Origin of the sequence: Agreia sp. Leaf244, assembly GCF_001422695.1 — a bacterium.
Lineage (GTDB): Bacteria > Actinomycetota > Actinomycetes > Actinomycetales > Microbacteriaceae > Agreia.
The window spans coordinates 272070-288113 of record NZ_LMLX01000004.1 but is presented as its reverse complement, the minus strand read 5'-3'; the positions used below and the strand labels follow the sequence as shown (position 1 = coordinate 288113).

20 protein-coding genes and 1 pseudogene are annotated in these 16044 nt (G+C 65.5%); 10 read left to right on the top strand and 11 right to left on the bottom strand.

The window, feature by feature from the left end; genetic code table 11:
- The first annotated feature begins 1 nt into the window (after position 1).
- Positions 2-823, top strand: coding sequence for a CPBP family intramembrane glutamic endopeptidase (locus ASF06_RS13435; protein WP_235501009.1), 822 nt, complete (start codon positions 2-4; stop codon positions 821-823).
- Between the two features lie 13 nt (positions 824-836).
- Here ASF06_RS13435 and ASF06_RS13430 read toward each other — a convergent pair whose 3' ends face one another.
- A complete protein-coding gene (locus ASF06_RS13430) occupies positions 837-1418 on the bottom strand; it encodes a TetR/AcrR family transcriptional regulator (protein WP_055948016.1) in 582 nt (193 codons plus the stop codon).
- 165 nt (positions 1419-1583) lie between these two features.
- Here ASF06_RS13430 and ASF06_RS13425 point away from each other — a divergent pair, with 165 nt between their 5' ends.
- Positions 1584-2018 (top strand): hypothetical protein, encoded by a 435-nt coding sequence (locus tag ASF06_RS13425; RefSeq protein WP_326941899.1) that lies wholly within the window; start codon positions 1584-1586, stop codon positions 2016-2018.
- Positions 2019-2024: 6 nt separating this feature from the next.
- Here the strand turns inward: ASF06_RS13425 and ASF06_RS13420 are convergent, their stop codons facing one another.
- A complete protein-coding gene (locus tag ASF06_RS13420; protein WP_157439210.1) occupies positions 2025-2402 on the bottom strand; it encodes a hypothetical protein in 378 nt (125 codons plus the stop codon).
- 252 nt (positions 2403-2654) lie between these two features.
- On the opposite strand from ASF06_RS13420, the pseudogene ASF06_RS13415 reads away from it, so the two are divergent.
- Positions 2655-2852 (top strand): annotated as a pseudogene (locus tag ASF06_RS13415) (ABC transporter ATP-binding protein); the annotation flags it as partial.
- A gap of 30 nt (positions 2853-2882) precedes the next feature.
- Here ASF06_RS13415 and ASF06_RS13410 read toward each other — a convergent pair.
- From ASF06_RS13410 to ASF06_RS13400, 3 genes are all read right to left on the bottom strand, one after another.
- The gene (locus tag ASF06_RS13410) at positions 2883-3497 is read right to left on the bottom strand and encodes a hypothetical protein (protein WP_055948005.1); all 615 of its coding nucleotides are present in this window, start codon (positions 3495-3497) and stop codon (positions 2883-2885) included.
- A gap of 209 nt (positions 3498-3706) precedes the next feature.
- Complete coding sequence (locus tag ASF06_RS13405) at positions 3707-4564, bottom strand: 3-hydroxyacyl-CoA dehydrogenase (RefSeq protein WP_055948001.1); 858 nt, start codon at positions 4562-4564, stop codon at positions 3707-3709.
- Between the two features lie 12 nt (positions 4565-4576).
- Entirely contained in the window at positions 4577-5206 is a 630-nt protein-coding gene (locus tag ASF06_RS13400) for a TetR/AcrR family transcriptional regulator (protein WP_055947996.1), read from the bottom strand.
- Between the two features lie 70 nt (positions 5207-5276).
- Here ASF06_RS13400 and ASF06_RS20050 point away from each other — a divergent pair, with 70 nt between their 5' ends.
- Positions 5277-7658, top strand: coding sequence for an alpha/beta fold hydrolase (locus tag ASF06_RS20050; protein WP_157439209.1), 2382 nt, complete (start codon positions 5277-5279; stop codon positions 7656-7658).
- A 216-nt stretch (positions 7659-7874) separates the two neighbouring features.
- On the opposite strand, the gene ASF06_RS13390 is transcribed toward ASF06_RS20050, so the two are convergent.
- The 5 genes from ASF06_RS13390 to ASF06_RS13370 all read right to left on the bottom strand — a co-directional run bounded on the left by ASF06_RS13390 (position 7875) and on the right by ASF06_RS13370 (position 10968).
- Entirely contained in the window at positions 7875-8171 is a 297-nt protein-coding gene (locus ASF06_RS13390; RefSeq protein ID WP_055947993.1) for a DUF2277 domain-containing protein, read from the bottom strand.
- Between the two features lie 39 nt (positions 8172-8210).
- The gene (locus ASF06_RS13385; protein ID WP_055947990.1) at positions 8211-9608 is read right to left on the bottom strand and encodes a dihydrolipoyl dehydrogenase family protein; all 1398 of its coding nucleotides are present in this window, start codon (positions 9606-9608) and stop codon (positions 8211-8213) included.
- A gap of 78 nt (positions 9609-9686) precedes the next feature.
- A complete protein-coding gene (locus ASF06_RS19860) occupies positions 9687-9854 on the bottom strand; it encodes a hypothetical protein (RefSeq protein WP_200920374.1) in 168 nt (55 codons plus the stop codon).
- Positions 9855-9919: 65 nt separating this feature from the next.
- Positions 9920-10348, bottom strand: a complete 429-nt coding sequence (locus ASF06_RS13375; RefSeq protein ID WP_055947984.1) for a DUF2256 and DUF3253 domain-containing protein — start codon at positions 10346-10348, stop codon at positions 9920-9922.
- 26 nt (positions 10349-10374) lie between these two features.
- Positions 10375-10968 (bottom strand): TetR/AcrR family transcriptional regulator, encoded by a 594-nt coding sequence (locus ASF06_RS13370; RefSeq protein WP_200920373.1) that lies wholly within the window; start codon positions 10966-10968, stop codon positions 10375-10377.
- 106 nt (positions 10969-11074) lie between these two features.
- On the opposite strand from ASF06_RS13370, the gene ASF06_RS13365 reads away from it, so the two are divergent.
- Positions 11075-11881, top strand: coding sequence for an SDR family NAD(P)-dependent oxidoreductase (locus ASF06_RS13365; protein WP_055947981.1), 807 nt, complete (start codon positions 11075-11077; stop codon positions 11879-11881).
- 13 nt (positions 11882-11894) lie between these two features.
- On the opposite strand, the gene ASF06_RS13360 is transcribed toward ASF06_RS13365, so the two are convergent.
- Positions 11895-12794: a helix-turn-helix domain-containing protein gene (locus ASF06_RS13360; RefSeq protein WP_055947978.1), complete on the bottom strand. Its 900-nt coding sequence runs from the start codon at positions 12792-12794 to the stop codon at positions 11895-11897.
- Between the two features lie 103 nt (positions 12795-12897).
- Here ASF06_RS13360 and ASF06_RS13355 point away from each other — a divergent pair, with 103 nt between their 5' ends.
- The 5 genes from ASF06_RS13355 to ASF06_RS13335 all read left to right on the top strand — a co-directional run bounded on the left by ASF06_RS13355 (position 12898) and on the right by ASF06_RS13335 (position 16035).
- The gene (locus ASF06_RS13355; protein ID WP_055947975.1) at positions 12898-13275 is read left to right on the top strand and encodes a DUF1801 domain-containing protein; all 378 of its coding nucleotides are present in this window, start codon (positions 12898-12900) and stop codon (positions 13273-13275) included.
- Between the two features lie 104 nt (positions 13276-13379).
- Positions 13380-14195 (top strand): alpha/beta hydrolase, encoded by an 816-nt coding sequence (locus tag ASF06_RS13350; RefSeq protein ID WP_082500948.1) that lies wholly within the window; start codon positions 13380-13382, stop codon positions 14193-14195.
- Positions 14192-14566 (top strand): VOC family protein, encoded by a 375-nt coding sequence (locus ASF06_RS13345; protein WP_055947967.1) that lies wholly within the window; start codon positions 14192-14194, stop codon positions 14564-14566. Before ASF06_RS13350 ends, ASF06_RS13345 begins: the two co-directional genes overlap by 4 nt.
- Positions 14559-15266, top strand: coding sequence for a hypothetical protein (locus tag ASF06_RS13340; protein WP_055947964.1), 708 nt, complete (start codon positions 14559-14561; stop codon positions 15264-15266). Before ASF06_RS13345 ends, ASF06_RS13340 begins: the two co-directional genes overlap by 8 nt.
- Positions 15267-15303: 37 nt before the next feature.
- Positions 15304-16035, top strand: coding sequence for an NADPH-dependent F420 reductase (locus ASF06_RS13335; protein ID WP_235501008.1), 732 nt, complete (start codon positions 15304-15306; stop codon positions 16033-16035).
- Positions 16036-16044 lie beyond the last annotated feature (9 nt).

Sequence of the window (16044 nt, the reverse complement as noted above, 5' to 3'; positions counted from 1 at the left end):
GGTGGTGATCGCTGGGGCCGTTCTCTGGACCGTCAGTTTTACGACTTTGCTTATCGTTTCGCCCCTGGGTACCGCGGTCTCGTCGGATCCGGGCGCGAAGGCAATCTCGTACTGGGTGACGCTCCTTCCATCGGCGGTGGGAATTGCGCTGGTCCTTCTGATCCCACGGCGTTCGCGTCCGCGCACCGCCGTCGTGAGAGAACGACGACCGTTTGTCATCACGACCGTGGTACTGCTGGTGCTGGCCGCGCTCTTCCCGTTAGCCTGCGCGATGATTCCACTTCAAGGCGAGCTGTACATTCTCGGCAAGCTCATCCTTCTCATCATCCTTCCCGCTGTAGTCATGCTTCTGGTCCGCCGAGGTGTGCACATCGACTTCGACAAGAGCGCTGCGCGGTGGTGGGCTCCGGCGATCGTGATCGTGATCTGGACCGTTTTGTCGCAGGTCGCACCGTGGAATCCAACCTTTGCGATTGCAGGTCTGGATCCAGCTGTCGTTGTCACTGCTGCGGTCGCTACTGCATTGACAGCAGGAGTTGGCGAGGAACTCTTCTACCGACGGTGGCTTCAGACTCGACTGGAAGCCGGGCTCGGGGCATGGTCGGGAATCGTGATCGCCTCCCTCGCGTTCGCGCTCATGCATCTCGGTTCGCACGGGACAGGCGACTTCTTCATCGACGTCGCACGCGTCATTGTCGTTCAAGGCTCGTTCGGGCTATTTCTCGGCATCATGTGGTGGCGATACCGGAATCTGACGGCCAACATCATCGTCCACGTTTTCGCGAACGGGTGGACTGTCGGGGCCGCTCTCCTGGCCGGGTAGCGCGGCACCCTCCTCAGCTGGCTGCTATGTGCTCGATCTCGGCCCGGATGATCTGCGTTGCCCACGTTATGTCGGAGCCGGCGGGCTGCGTCAGTAGGTGAAGAGCGACCCCGTCGAGAAGAGCATGGAGCCTCCGTGCGACGAGTTCCTGAGTCGGCCGTGGCCCGCCCTGCAGCCCAGCGACTATCAGTTGACACACTCCAAACAACTCCGCGGTCGCGGCATCGCGCACATCCGACAGCTCCGGCAGAGCGGGAGTCTCTGCGATGAGGGCCAGGTTGACCTCGAGCTCAGTGCGACTGTCTGGCGTCAACGGTAATAGTTCTCGGATGACGTTCTCGGCCTGCGTGATGGGGTCCGAGGCCGGTGCGAGGCCGCGTATGCGCTCTGTTGCGCGTTGAGCCATCAGCTCCGCCGAATAGCGAAGCAGTCCCGCCCGATTGGGGAACAGGTGTCTGAGTGAACCGACAGCCACGCCCGCTTCCTCGGCAACTATTCGCACTGACACAGCGCCGATCCCGCGTTCCCGGATGACGCGCCAGACCGCTTCGGCCAACTCGATCTTGCGTTGGCCACGGTCTATCAGTCGCGGCATTTGTCGACATTAGCACGACCGTGCTAGTTTTTTGGTAGCACGACCGTACCGACAAGGAGCCACGTCATTCTCGCCATCATCATTGCCTGCGAAGTCGGCTTCTGGGTCGTCATCCTGGGGGGCCTTGTCGCCCGCTACCCTCTGAAAAGGCGACGCCTCGGGCTTGTGCTGCTAGCACTCACACCGGTACTTGATCTGATCCTGTTGGCTGCGAACGCGATCGACCTGAGCCGCGGATCGACCGCAACATTCGCGCACGGTCTCGCCGCGATCTACTTGGGCGTCTCCGTCGCCTACGGCCACAAAATGATCCAATGGGCGGATACTCGCTTCGCCCACCGTTTCGCCGACGGCCCCGCCCCGACGAAACGATACGAATCGGCCTACACCGCAGAATGCTGGCGGGACGTGGTGCGAACGGGCATCGCACTCGCAATCGCAGCAAGCGTTCTCTGGCTGCTCATTGCCATCGCCAGTGATCCACAACGTTCAGCAGCGCTGACCTCGATGTTTGGCATCCTCGGCATAATCGCCGCCGTGGAACTCGTTCGGGCAATTGGCTACACCCTCTGGCCGAAAAAGACCCCGGTCGTCGCATAGAGACGATCATCTCTCCCGGATGACAACCGCAGCGCCGCCGCCAGCAATAATCCAGTAGACGATCTCAAGTCCTGGTTTCATATCTCTGGCCATCCGGAAGAGTACCGCCAAGAACATCGACCAAGTGCCCGCTAACTGCACAGGATTGAGGCCGCAAGTGGAAACCCATAGTCGAGAGTGGGCTCCGAGTCGGAGTTCGGTCGCCGTTGCCTGGGCGTTCGCGATCTTCGCGTCAAGCGTCGGGATCGCATTCGCGGCATTCGGGGCGAGCGCTTCCCGATGGACTTCCGAGGACTGGAGTTTTGCGGGCTTCAGCGTAATCCTCCTGCTCGAGTACTTGGTCCTATTTGGACTTCCAGCGGCCGCGATCTCAGCAGGGGCCATGAGCCTTGTCCAGCTGATGCTGCGAAGAGTGCGATGGCCGGCTGTGGCCAAAATCGGCATTGCCTCGATAGGAATATTCGTGATCAGTGGTGCAGTCGAGACTCTGACCCTTCCCCTTGTGTACAACCTCCCACTTCCCCTGCCAGGCGACCCCCAATTCATAGTTGTGGCCGCTCTCTGCGTTCAGGCTGTCGTGAGCGTCGGAGTTGCAGTCACATTGAGCATTGAAAGATCGATGTCCAGGTCGCGAGGGCGATGGTGATCGCGCACCGCCTCTCCACCATCCGCAGCGCGGATCTGATCCTGGTGGTCGAAGACGGCTCGATCGTGGAGCGCGGCACGCATGACGAACTGCTTGCTGCGGGAGGGCGGTACGAGGAGCTGCACCGCACGCAGTTCGCGGTGCAGAAGGACGTTGCGGAAGATGAGGAAGCGGTGAGCGGGACCTAGTTTTAGTCGCTGAGTTCAGTCCAGTCCGCACTACGAAGTCGGTACGTCGTCGAAGAAACTGAGGTCGGGTTCAACACGGAGCTTCCGAGCCGCCCGCCTCGCGCGAACGATTTGCGTCTCGACGCTGGAGCGGATCCGGGATGCTTCAGCGCGGTCCCCCGCTTCGCGTGCCACGAACTCTTCCGTCGCCTTGTCATTCAGCGTCTGGATTGCGTCCGCGAGGTTCCAGAGATCGGCCCACGGCATGTCATCATGCACCTGAACACCGACCTCGGCAAACACACCTACGGCGACTCGCGTGCGAGCGAGCACACCTTGAATGGGTTTCGCGGGTTTCCAATACGTGAAGAAGGCGATCACGACAAGCACTATCAGGGCGGAGGCACAAAGAATCCCCTTGAAGCCCGTTCCGGAGTCAGCCCCCGGCACCCAACCGCCCAGAAGCTGCTGAACCTTCCACGGCACATAGATCGGCAGCAAGATAACCGGCGTGAACACCCCGGCGACGATCAAGTACGCCCACAGGCTGCCACTGCGCCGAGGCGGTCCCTCTGGCGGGCGCTTCGCGTCCTGTGCGTCTGGGTCGGTGATCCACAGCATTCTGCGCCAGCGGACGACCCCAGGATGTGCCGCGGTGAGAGCCATGCGTCAGGTTACCGCGAGCACGCTCAGGCGGTCTTCCACGCGGTTCCGATGTGGTCTCCTGCGCACGCAGCTTCTGCGCCCGTGGGGGATCCCTCAGCGGCACTTTCTCCTGTCGGAGATATTGGCTGGACTACCGTTGCCGATTTCTTTCGAGCTCGACGCACTGTCGTTGCGTAGGCGACGCCGGCGACGCCCACTACAGCTGCGGTCTAGTACCGGTAGAACCCTTCGCCCGTCGCGACGCCCAGCTTGCCCTGGTCGATGAAGTTCGTCTTGAGGTACGCGGCCCACGCCTGCGAGCCCGCCTCCGGGTTCGCCGACGCGATGTTGTAGGCGGTCGTGAGGCCGACGACGTCGTAGATCTGGAACGGCCCGACGGGTGCTCCCGTGCCGATGCGCCACGTCTTGTCGACGGTCTCCGGGTCGGCGATGCCCTGAAGAACGAGACCGGCCGCGGCATTGAGCAGCGGCACCAGCAGGGAGTTGAGAACGTAGCCCGCCTTCTCCTTCTTCAGCTCGATCGGCACGAGTCCGCTGCGTTCGGCGAAGTCGACCACCGAGCGGTAGACATCCGGATCAGTGTCGGTCGTGCCCATGATCTCGGCCGTGTTCTGCCGCCAGACCTGGTTCGCGTAGTGCAGCGCGAGAAAGCGGTCGGCGCGCCCGGTGAAGTCCTTCAGGTCGCTGGGCAGCAGCGTCGACGAGTTGGTGGCGAAGATCGTCTTCTGCGGCGCCGCATCGGCGAGCCGCTGGTAGAGGTCGCGCTTGATGTCGATGCTCTCCGGCGCCGCCTCGATCACGAGATCGGCATCGGCCACGGCCTCGGCTAGGTCGCTCGAATACCGGATGCCGTTGGCCGCCGCTTCGGTCGACTCCGCGGCGGCTCCGGCCACCTTGTCGGCCACGTACACCGGCGCCAGCTGGGCTATGCGCGTGCGGGCGTGCTCGAGCGCCTCGTCGGTGACGTCGTACGCGGTCACGGCGAATCCGTGGAAGGCGGCCTGATACGCGATCTGCGACCCGAGCACTCCGGTGCCGATGACGGTGACGTTCTGAATGGCTTGCATGGTGGTGCTCCTTTAGTGAGAAACGGGGATGACGCCGTAGATGCTGCGCACCCACACGTCGACGAGAACGTCGAGTTCGGCGCCGGCGGTCACGGCCGGATGCTCGCCGGTGGCCGCCGCGAGCAGCACGCGCTCGTTCATGAGATTCAGCGACGCCGCGAGATCACGAGCATGGATGCCTGTGGGCGCGGCCCCGCGGGCCCTTTCGGCCTCGATGACCTCGGCCGTGTAATCGACCCAGCTGAGCATCGAGCGCGACCAGAGGTCGTGCACCTCGGTATTACGCGAGCGCACGGCCATGGCGGCGGTAGCGACAGCGCGGTGCTCGGAAAAGACTTCGACGAAGGCCGCGATCGAGCGACGCCAGGCCGAGGCGGGGTCGGCCTCGAACTCGCGTGACAGCGCTGCGACGCGACCCTCCACCTGCCGGATGACCCGGTCGAGAAGGGCGAGCAGCACCGCCTCTTTCGAGGCGAAGTAGAAGTAGAAGGTCGGGCGAGAGATGCCGGCGCCCTTCGCCAGCTCGTCGATCGAGAGGCTGTCGAAGTCCCGCGACTGAAGCAGCGCCTCCGTCGTGACGAGGATCGCCTCCTGCCGGTCGTCGCCGGAGGGGCGGGATGCACGTCGCGATCGTTCGGCCATGACTCCACGCTAGCACTTCTCTCAACACTGTGTTGACTAACTCGACACGGCGTCGAGTAGAGTGGTCGTCATGGTGGTTCACGTAGACGTGGTGGTCGTCGGGGCAGGCCTCAGCGGCATCGGCGCCGCGAGCATCCTCAAGCGCGACTGCCCCGACAAGACGTTTCTGATCCTCGAGTCCCGCGATGCGGTGGGCGGCACCTGGGACCTGTTCCGCTACCCCGGCGTGCGCTCGGATTCCGACATGTCGACGCTCGGCTACTCGTTCCGCCCCTGGAGAGACTCGCGAGCGCTGGCCGACGGCGACGCCATCCGCGAGTACATCACCTCGACCGTCGCCGACGAGGGGCTGGAGCCCGCGATCCGTCTCAACCACCGTGTCGTCTCGGCATCCTGGTCGAGTGCCGACTCGCTCTGGACCCTCACCGTGGTGCGCACGCCCCCGGGTGCCGAGTTCACGCAGAGCGACCACCAGGGTGAGACGGTCACCATCACGTGTTCGTTCCTGCAGGTCTGTTCCGGCTACTACCGCTACGACCAGGGCTACACGCCGAAGCTCCCCGGGCTCGAGTCGTTCAGTGGCCGTGTGGTCCACCCGCAGAACTGGCCCGCCGACCTCGACTACGCGGGCAGCCGCGTGGTGGTCATCGGCAGCGGAGCCACTGCGGTCACCCTCGTGCCGTCGATGGCCGAACGCGCCGAGCACGTCACGATGCTTCAGCGCTCCCCCACCTACATCGCCTCGGTCTCGTCGGTCGACCGTCTTGCCGACAGGTTGAGGGGCCGGATACCCGAGCGCCTCGCCTACGCGCTGGTGCGGGCGAAGAACATCGGTTTCTCACAGCTGACTTACCAGTTCGCGCGTCGGCGGCCCGAGGCGATGAAGGGCATCCTGCGCAAGGCGGCCGCGCAACGGCTTCCGGCGAACTTCGCGATCGACCCGCACCTCACTCCCACCTACGAGCCGTGGGATCAGCGCCTGTGCGCAATCCCCGACGGCGATCTCTTCTCTGCGATCCGCCGCGGCAAGGCCGAAATCGTGACCGGCCGCATCGACCAGATCACCCCCTACGGAATCGACTTGGCGGATGGCGGGCACGTCGACGCCGACGTCATCGTGACCGCCACCGGCCTCAGCCTGCTGTATCTCGGTGGGATGCGATTGGTCGTCGACGGGCGCGACGTCGACGTGTCGAAGACCCTCGCCTACAAGGGCATGATGCTGGCCGGCGTCCCCAATATGTCGATGACGATCGGCTACACCAACGCCTCCTGGACATTGAAGGCAGACCTCGTGGCCCACTACGTCGCGAGGCTGCTCAGGTTCATGGACCGGCACGGGTACTCGAGCGTCACGCCTCGGGCCGACTCCGCCGTGGTCGCGGGCCAGCTCACCCCGCTGATCGACCTCGCGGCGGGATACGTGCGCCGCAGCATCCGGTCGTTGCCGAAGCAGGGAGAACGCGCGCCGTGGCGCCTGCACCAGAACTATGTGCGCGACTTCGTGCTGCTGCGCACCGGCAGGGTGACGGATTCCGTGCGCTTCGGCTTCGCCGGCGAGCGCACGCCGCCCGGCCTGGAGCGGTCGGGCGAGGGCGATCGACGTGTGCTGCTCGATCGACCGGGCATGGCCACCGTCGAGGTCGACGGCCGGCGCATCCGGTATCGGGTTACCGGCTCAGGCCCGGCCGTCCTTCTGCTGCACGGCATCGGTCAGAGCCTCGACGACTGGAACGAGCAGCACGAGCTGCTCTCCGCGCGGCACACGGTGTACAGCCTCGACCTGCCCGGATTCGCCTACTCGGAACGACTGACTGGCCGGGCGACGCTGAAGCGGCTCGCCGCAGTGCTCCCTGCGTTCCTCGACTCGGTCGGGGTGACCCACGCCATCCCCGTCGTGGGCAATTCGCTCGGAGGAGCGGTGGCCATGCAGTTCGCCGCAGAGAACGCCGACCGCGTCTCGGCGCTGGTGCTGGTCGACAGCGCGGGCTTCGGCTCGGAGGTGACTCTCGCCCTGCGCCTGCTCACGGTGCCCCTGCTCGGCGAAGTGCTCGCGCTTCCCCGGCTCGGCACGGCCAGGGCTGCCGTGCGGGCGGTGTTCGCTGATGCGAAGCACGCGACGGATGCGCGTATCGCGCGCGGGTTCCGGTTATCGCAGCGGCAGGGGCACTCGCGCACGACGCTCGACATCGCCCGCGACCTCGGCACCCTCCGGGGCATCAAGGCCCCGTGGCGGCAGGCGCTCCTGTCGCAGATCGCGGCGCACGACCGGCCCGTGCTGCTCGTGTGGGGCACGCGCGACCGCATCCTGCCGTCCTCTCATCTCGCTGCTGCGCGTGCGGCGCTGCCTCAGGCGCAGGTCACCGTGTTCGCCGACGCGGGGCACATGCCTCAGATCGAGAGTGCAGAGGAGTTCGCCTCGACCCTCGAGCGATTCCTCGCCGCGGTCTGAGCACATCGGCCGCACGCTCGTCGCCTCGACTTGCCACAAAATGCTCTTTTCAGCCTGAATCTGCGCGTTCTGCGGCAAGTCGACCGCGCAGACCGGCGGCGATCTGTCAGAGAATGCTGCTCCCCAGCCAGATCTGCGCAATCTGTGGCAGGTCGACGCCGGGACAACCGCGGCGGCCTCTCGGTGCGAACGAAGCGTGTGCGCTGGCGCGGCACCCTATGCACTCGCCGTGCGGATGCGCACCTCTCGTTCCATTCGCTTCTCGTGCCGCTCCCGGCCCTTGACCGCCTCGAGCTCGCGGCTCTTGGGCGGGGCGTTCGTGACGAGGCCGTCGAGCAGTCGCCGCGTCGCCTCCGCGATCTCCTCGATGGCCTGCTCGAACGCCTCGGCGTTCGCGCGAGAAGGGTGCGTCGATCCGCTGACCTTGCGCACGAACTGCAGCGCCGCTTCGTGCACCTCATCGTCGGTGGTCGGCGGCTCGAAATTGTGGAGTACTCGGATGTTCCTGCACATGCGAGCGAGATTACTCCTCAGCCGACAGGAAGGCGCGTTTCACCTCAGTTCGAGCCAGGCCTCGCTCATGGTCGGAAAGCTCGGAATCGCGTGACGAAGCGTGCGGAGGGGCAGTTCGCCGACGATGGCGATCGTCGCGGCATGCACCATGTCGGCGACGTCCTGTCCGACGAAGGTCGCGCCGACCACGACGTCACGGTCTTCGTCGATGACGAAACTGACGCGTCCGCGATAGTCCTTGGCGTGAAGCTTCGCCCCGAGTACCGCTCCGAGATCGACCTCGACCTTGCGCGCACGAAGCCCCTTCTTCAGTGCCTGCTCGAGCGTGAGGCCGACGGACGCGACCTCCGGATCGGTGAAGATGACCTGCGGCACCGCCGTGCTATTGATCTCGTCGATGAAGTCGGACTCGACGCCGCGGCTCTTCGCGATGATCGACGCTGCCGCTATCCGAGCGTGATAACTGGCCTGGTGCGTCAACAGGGCGCGACCGTTCACGTCGCCGATTGCGTACAACCATTCAGAGCCTCGTGCTCGCATCTGGTCATCGACGTCGATGAAGTCGCCGGCGACGAGGCCCACGGTGTCGAGACCGAGGTCGACGGTCGCCGGGACCTTGCCCGCTGCCACGAGCAATTCGTCTGCCTCTTCGGAAGTTCCATCATCGAGTTCGAGCAGGAGACGGCCGTCGGCCTGACGCCTGACTCCGACGAGTTGAACGCCGAACCGCACCTGCACACCTGTCGCGATCAGCCCCTCGAGAACCAGGTCGCCGACGAATGGTTCGTGCGAAGCAAGCAGAGCCGCCTTTCTGTTGAGCACCACGACTTCCTCGCTGCCCAGCGAACGCCACGCCTGCGCCAGTTCCAATCCGACGGCTCCGCTGCCCAGAACAACCAGCTTCTTCGGAATCACCGAAGCGGAGGTCGCCTCTCTGTTCGTCCACGGCTTCGACTCCCGCAGTCCAGGAATATCCGGAATCGTCGGCGTAGAACCCGTGGCCAGGATCACCGCGTGTGTTGCCTCTACCTCTACTTCGCCGTCGGGAGTGATGATGGCGACACGACGGGGTCCGACGAGACGGGCACGCCCTCGAATGAATACCGCCCCGGCGTCGACGAATTCATCGACGACGGTGCTGTCGTCGTGGTGCAGAACGACGTCGTCGCGATGGCTCAGCACTGCCGAACCGTTCAAGGGTTCGGTGATCGACTCTCGAGCCCCGGGCAGCCGTTCCGCCGAGCGCAGTGCGTGTCCGGCGCGCAGCATGGCCTTGCTCGGCACGCAGGCCCAGTTGAAGCACTCGCCGCCCACGAGCTCCATCTCGACCAGGGCCACAGACAGGCCTGCGGCCAGCAGGGGGATGGCGCTGTCCTCGCCCCCGGGGCCCGCTCCGATGATCACGACGTCGTAGTTGACAGGATATTCGAGCGCCATCTGGAGTCTCCCTCTTGAGCCGACCTGTTGATAGTACCCAGCGACCCGGAGGTGACTGAGGGCGCCACTCGCCCCGCCTCACTCCGATGCGTCTGCGGCCTGAATCAGGTAGTCGACGGCGGTGAGGAGGTTGTGAAGCGCCTGGCGCTCGACGGAATCCTCGGGGAGTTTCTGGATGTCGTAGCTCGCAGCACTTGCGGCTTTGCGTGCTTCGGAGAGCGCTGCTTGGGTTTCGAGATCGGCCATGGTCTGCTCCTTTATTTCCGTGTTGTGGATCCGTTCAGCGGTGCTGCGCGGTTTCGTGTCGATCCTCATCCAACGGGGCCCGGTTGTCTAGCCATCTCGGCGCCTCGACTTGCCCGAATGGCGAACGGCCCGCGCACCGAGCCCGGGTCGACGGCACGACCGTTCTGCACGATGTCGACCTCGCCGCGGTGCGCGAGCCGTCGTGCGGCGCGGCGGGCAGGTTCGTAGAGCGGCTGCCAGTCATCGGGCGCCGCGGTTCGTGCCACGAGCTCCGGGGTGACGGGCGCATCCTGACGCTCGGAGACGAGTCTCACGACGGTGGCCTCGAGCCGCCTGTCGGTATCGGTCACGCCACGGCGCCGACAGCTGTCGGAGCAGTACTTCACCTCGGCCCAGTTCTGGGCCCACTTCGCTCTCCATTGCATCGGCCGACCGCAGGATGCGCACACCTTCTCGTGCGGCTCGTTCTGCGGGTCGGACTGACGGTGTGGCACGTGTCCATTGTGCGCGTGCGGCACGGTCAGGAGGTGCCGCGCACTCCCGCCACCGCCTGGTCGTAGAGCGAAGCGAGGTCTGCCAGACCGTCGCCCTCCACCCAGACCTCACCCGCGGCATCCAGACACGCGATCGCGCTCGCCACGATCGCGGCCGGTGCCGGATTCGTCACGTCGTCTTCAGCGATGCCCAGTCGCCGCCGAATGTCAGGCACCAGCAGAGCCTGCCAGTGCAGATGCTTCTCGATGCTGCGGGATCGCAGCGACGACGTCTGGTACATCATGCGGGCGATCTTCAGGGTGACCTCGGGGTCGATGGTGAGCGCGTCGACCGCGTGGAGAGCCTCCCGCAGGGCCTCCCAGGGACCCACCGTGGGCGGAATCCGCTCGAGCGCCGCCAAAACGAGCTCGCCTTGACTGGCCAGATCACCCAGCACGATGTCTTCTTTGGTGCCGAAGTATCGGAAGAACGACCGCCGGGAGATGCCGGCCGACGACGCGATCTGGTCGATCGTCGTCGGCTCGAAGCCCTGCTCGAGGAACAGGCCCATCGCGACGCTGGTGATCTCCTCGTAGGCCGCACGGCGCGACCGCTGCCACAGGCTCGTTTCGATGCTCACCCGTTGAGTGTAGCCCAGATGCCTGATTGACACCGAGTGCCAGCTAGGCATAGGTTGACGATGCGTTTGCAGATAGCGACCGCCCGTTCACTCATTGGAGCCACCCATGCCCGCAATCGACTACCGCACGCAGACCGTGCTGATCACCGGCGCGTCCTCGGGAATCGGCGCAGCCTTCGCGCGGGCGTTGGCCGCCCGCGGTGCCGACCTCGTGCTGGTCGCACGACGTCGAGACAGGCTCGACGCACTCGCATCCGAGCTCGAGGCCGCGCACGGCGTGACCATCACCGCGATAGTTCAGGACCTCGAATCCCCCTCGGCAGCGATCGATCTCTCGTCTGCGATCACCGAGGCCGGCCTGCGGGTGTCAGGCGTCATCAACAACGCCGGCTTCGGCACGTTCGGCGATTTCGCGCAGGAGGACCCCGAGCGACTCAGTCGGGAAATCGCCGTCGACGTCAGCGCACCGGTTCAGCTCAGCTCCACGTTTCTCCCCGGCATGCTCGAGGCCGGCCAGGGCTTCCTCATCAACGTCGCCAGTATGTCCGCGTACGCGCCCACCCCGCGGATGGCGGTCTACGGCGCCGCGAAGGCCTTCGTGCTGAGCTTCACGGAGTCGCTCTGGGCTGAGACACGGAGCTCCGGAGTCACCGTCTTCGCGCTCTCGCCCGGCGCGACCAGCACAGAGTTCAACGCCGTCGTCGGCACGGATGACGCCACCGCGGGCGCGCGCATGCGCACGGCGGCCGACGTGGTGGCCACCGCGCTGTCCCACCTCGAGAGACGGAATCCCGGCCCGAGCGTGATCGACGGGCGAAGCAATCGCATCGGGGTGACGCCCATCCGGCTGCTGAGCCGACGCGCGACGGCCACGATCATGCATAGAGTCACCGACCCGGCGCGGCGCGGGTAGCATTCCGGCCCACTCAGTGTTCCAGCGCCGCCGACGCACCGAGTTGCACCGCCAGTTCCATGCTGCGCAGGCGGGCAGGGGAGAAGTCGTAGGGCATGCTCCGGATGATCTCCGCCGCGCTCCTCGCGCGCGAGCCCTCTGCCGGGTCAGGGGCGGGCGCCGCGTCGACGCCCTCGGGCGGATGCAGCTCGTCCCACGCGTCGAAGATAGCGTCGTCTTCCTCCAGCTGACCAGACTCCGCGATGACGCGCATCAACGCGGTCTCGAAGGCGCTCCGCTCGGCCGCCACCTGCTCCACCCGGGGGTCGTCGACGGCGACCGTGTCGTCCAAGGCCTCCTCGGCGGCGTCGACGCGGTCGGACTCCGCTCGCAGCGCCGGATCGGCGGCCAGCGCGAGGAAGCGGCCTGCCTGCATGACGGCGCCGAGCGGACCGAAGATCCGCTCGGTGACCAGCAGCACGTCGAGGTCGTCCTGGCGCAGCGAGCCCTCGGGCGCGCCTTCGAGGCGGCCGGAGACGAGATCGTCGAGCAGTCCCAGCCGACTGCCGAGTGCGCGCATGCGCTGCACCGAGGACCGCTTCCGCTGCAGCTCGGCCTCCTGCGCGGCAAGAGTGTCCTCCAACCGTGCGAGCACGGCTGCGACCTCGTCCTCACCGTCGGCGCCGCTTGGTGCGGCACCGTCGAACGCGTCGCGAATGTCGTCGAGGGCTATCCCGGCGTCGGCCATGCGGCGAATCCAGAGCAGCCGGATGATCTCCGCGTAGCCGTAACGGCGGCGGCCGTCGCTGCCCCGCTCGCGCTCGGGGAGCAGGCCGATCTGGTGGTAGTGGCGGATCGCTCGGGGAGTGATGCCGACGAACGCCGCGGCGTCGCCGATCGGAACCTGACGGGGCGGGGTCGGGAACGGGTGCATGGCATACCTCTCGGAGCGGGATGGGACGTGCTTCAAGAAGACCACATGACGCTACGGCAGGAGCAAGTCGACCCCGTTGGCGAGGTGTGGCTACAGTCGTTGCATGCCATCACCCGACGTAGACAAGATCATCGCCGCCTTTCCCGACTGGCGCGGCGACATGCTCTCGCGCATCCGGAACCTGATTCTCGAGGCCGAGCCCGACGTCGTCGAAGAGACCAAATGGGTGAAGCCCTCGAATCCTCTCGGCGTCGCGACGTGGAGCCTTGGCGGGCTCATCTGCACCGGCGAGACCTATAAAGACAAGGTCAAGTTCACGTTCCCGAAGGGGTCGGCGCTTCCCGATCCCGAGGGGCTGCTCGCCATGGGCGCGGGCGTGCGGCGGGCGATCGACCTGCACGAGGGCGACATGGTGGATGCGGAGGCGTTCCAGGCCGTGATCCGCGCGGCGGCGGCGCTGAACACTGCTCCGAAGGGCTGAGCCTCTGCTCTAGGTGACCCCAGCAGGGCCATGGTTCACAGCGAGGCCGGATTCTAGGCTCGTCTCAGCGCCGCAACCGCTGCCAGCCGAGAGGAAGGCCACCCATGTCCGACGAGCCAACAGTGAACCGAGACGTCGAGTACGGAGTCGTGGGGTCGACGCCCCTGCTGCTCGACGTGTACGACAGGAGCATCTCCGACGATGCCGATCGTGCGCGCGCAGCCATCGTGCTGGTGCACGGCGGCGGGTGGTTTCGGGGCGACAAGAGCAAAGAGCTGTCGCTGGCGACGAAGCTGGTCGACGCCGGTTACATCGTCTTCGCGCCGAACTATCGAGAGGCGCCGGATGCCACATTCCCGGCCAGCAGAGACGACGTGCAGGCCGCAGCGAAGTGGGCTCTCGCGTCGGACTGGTCGTTCGATCGCAGCAAGCTGGCATTCTTCGGAGGTTCGGCGGGCGGCAATCTCGTCGTGGAGGCCAGCATCGCCACGGGCAGGCCCGCGGTCAGCTGGTCGGGAATGTTCGATCTCCTGGGCATCGTGGAGGCAACAGACGACCTGCCGGCCACACCGACTTCACAAGACCTGAATGCGATGAAGAGCGCCGACATCAACCAGACCGGCCCGAACGACGCGTTCCTGCGGTGGACCATCCTGAACGAGGTGGGAGGCGACCGCAGTCTGCTGGAAGCCGCGTCGACCACGCGACACGTGTCGGCCCAGTGCGGCCCGGTCTTTCTCGCGAACTCTCTGAACGAGTTCGTGCCGGTCAGCGATGCTCGCGCCATGCAGGAAGCTCTGTCGAATGTCGGCATCGCCACTACACTGCAGCTGATCCCGGGCACCCATCATGCCGAGGGCTATATGTCGGCGGCGATCGGACCGTCTCTCGCATTTCTCGAGGGCGTGTTCTCGGCATGACCGGCGTCGAGTTCGCGGGCGTCGGGAACGTCTTCTATTTCGTCGACGACCTCGATGCTGCCGTCGAATGGTATTCGGAGCGATTGCAACGGCAGCCGGTCGTGCGAGGTGGGGCGCTCGCCGCGTTCGATCTCGACGGCACGAGGCTGACGCTGCACGAGAAGGACGATTTCAACTCCCCGGGGCCATCGGGAACCAGTCCCTACTGGACGGTTGCCGATGTGGATACGTTCGTCGAAGAGTGGACCGCACACGGGGCCACGGCCCACCGTGGCCCGAAGACCGTATTCACCGGGGAACGGCTGTGTCAGCTGCTCGACCCGTTCGGCAATCTGTTCTCTGTTCGGCAAGAGGTCGCCGACCATGACTGACGAGGGGGTCCGCCCGGAATCACCCGCGGCCTCGTCGGCGGATCTGCCGACTGCGGACGAGGCGATCGCGGCGCTGACGGACCGCGCCGGCGCGTTCTACAGCGCCTTGATGAACGAGCATTTCGTGCTCGAGTCCGCGCGCAGCATCACGGTGAGCGAGGCGAGCAGCCGAGCCGCCCTTTATCTCACGACCCTGTCGAGCAGCCTTGTCGCCTTCGGCTTCCTCGCCCAGACCGACTATGCGCTGGGATTCCTGATGGTGATCATCCCGGTCGTCTTTCTTCTCGGCATCTTCACGTACGAACGACTCGTCGAGACCTCCCTCGAAGACGTGGCGGCCCTTGACTCCATCCAGCGCATTCGAGCCGTCTACACAACGATCCTTCCGGGCGCTGCGAAGTATTTCCCCCGTCCTATCGGACCCCACGCGCCCAACGAGATGCTGCCTATCGGACGTCGGCATTCTTGGATCGGAGTGTTCTTCACGACGGCCACCGCCATCGCGGTGGTGAACTCGATGGTGGCCGGCGCGGGCGTCGCGATCATCGTCGTTCAGTCCACGGACCAATCCACCCCGTCGATCCTCATCGGGCTGGGAACGGCCGCGCTTCTGGCCGTTCTTCACGGCCTCTACCAGGAGTACCGCTACGCGGCTCTGCGCCGCTTCCTCCATACTGAGCGGTCAAACACGGATACGTGATTCGACGGATGGCGACCAGGCAGCAAAGCGAAAGGCTGTGTACGAGGTCAACCATTTATCTAGTGAGGACGTCGACATGTCAACAATTGCTGTGATCGGAACCGGTCGAGTGGGGCTCGGTTTCGCCGAGGCCGCAGTCGCGGCGGGTCACCGAGTGGTGCTTGCCAATTCTCGCGGTCCCGAAACCCTCACCGATGCGGTGACGTCGCTTGGCGCTTCTGCGGTGGCGGACACCGTGGACGGTGCCGCTGACCGAGCAGACATGGTGCTGTTGGCAGTGCCGCTTCACAGCTATGCCGACCTTCCGGCATCGGCACTCGACGAGCGCATCGTCATGGATGCCGGCAACTACTACACCGACTGGTCGGGGCACATCGCGGAGCTCGATGACGAGAGCACGACCACCTCCGAGCGGTTCCAGGGCATGTTTCCGTCGGCTCGCGTCGTGAAGGCCTTCAACAGCATCTACGCGGAGGACATCGCGGTCGACGCGCGTCCGCTGGGCGGAGACCGCCGCGCACTGCCCGTCGCAGGAGATGACGAGGGCGCGAAGCAGGCTGTCACCGACCTCATCGAATCCATCGGTTTCGATGTCGTCGATGCCGGAGCCCTTAGCGAGGGATGGCGCTTCCAGCGAGGAACGGACGCGTACGTCGTGCCGCTGAACAGGGATGAACTCATCAGCGCGTTGCAGCATGCTCGGCGCTATCGCGACATGGCGACAGACGACCTCACGACCGAACGCACGCATCGCATGCCCGAGAACTAGAGCTGGAGC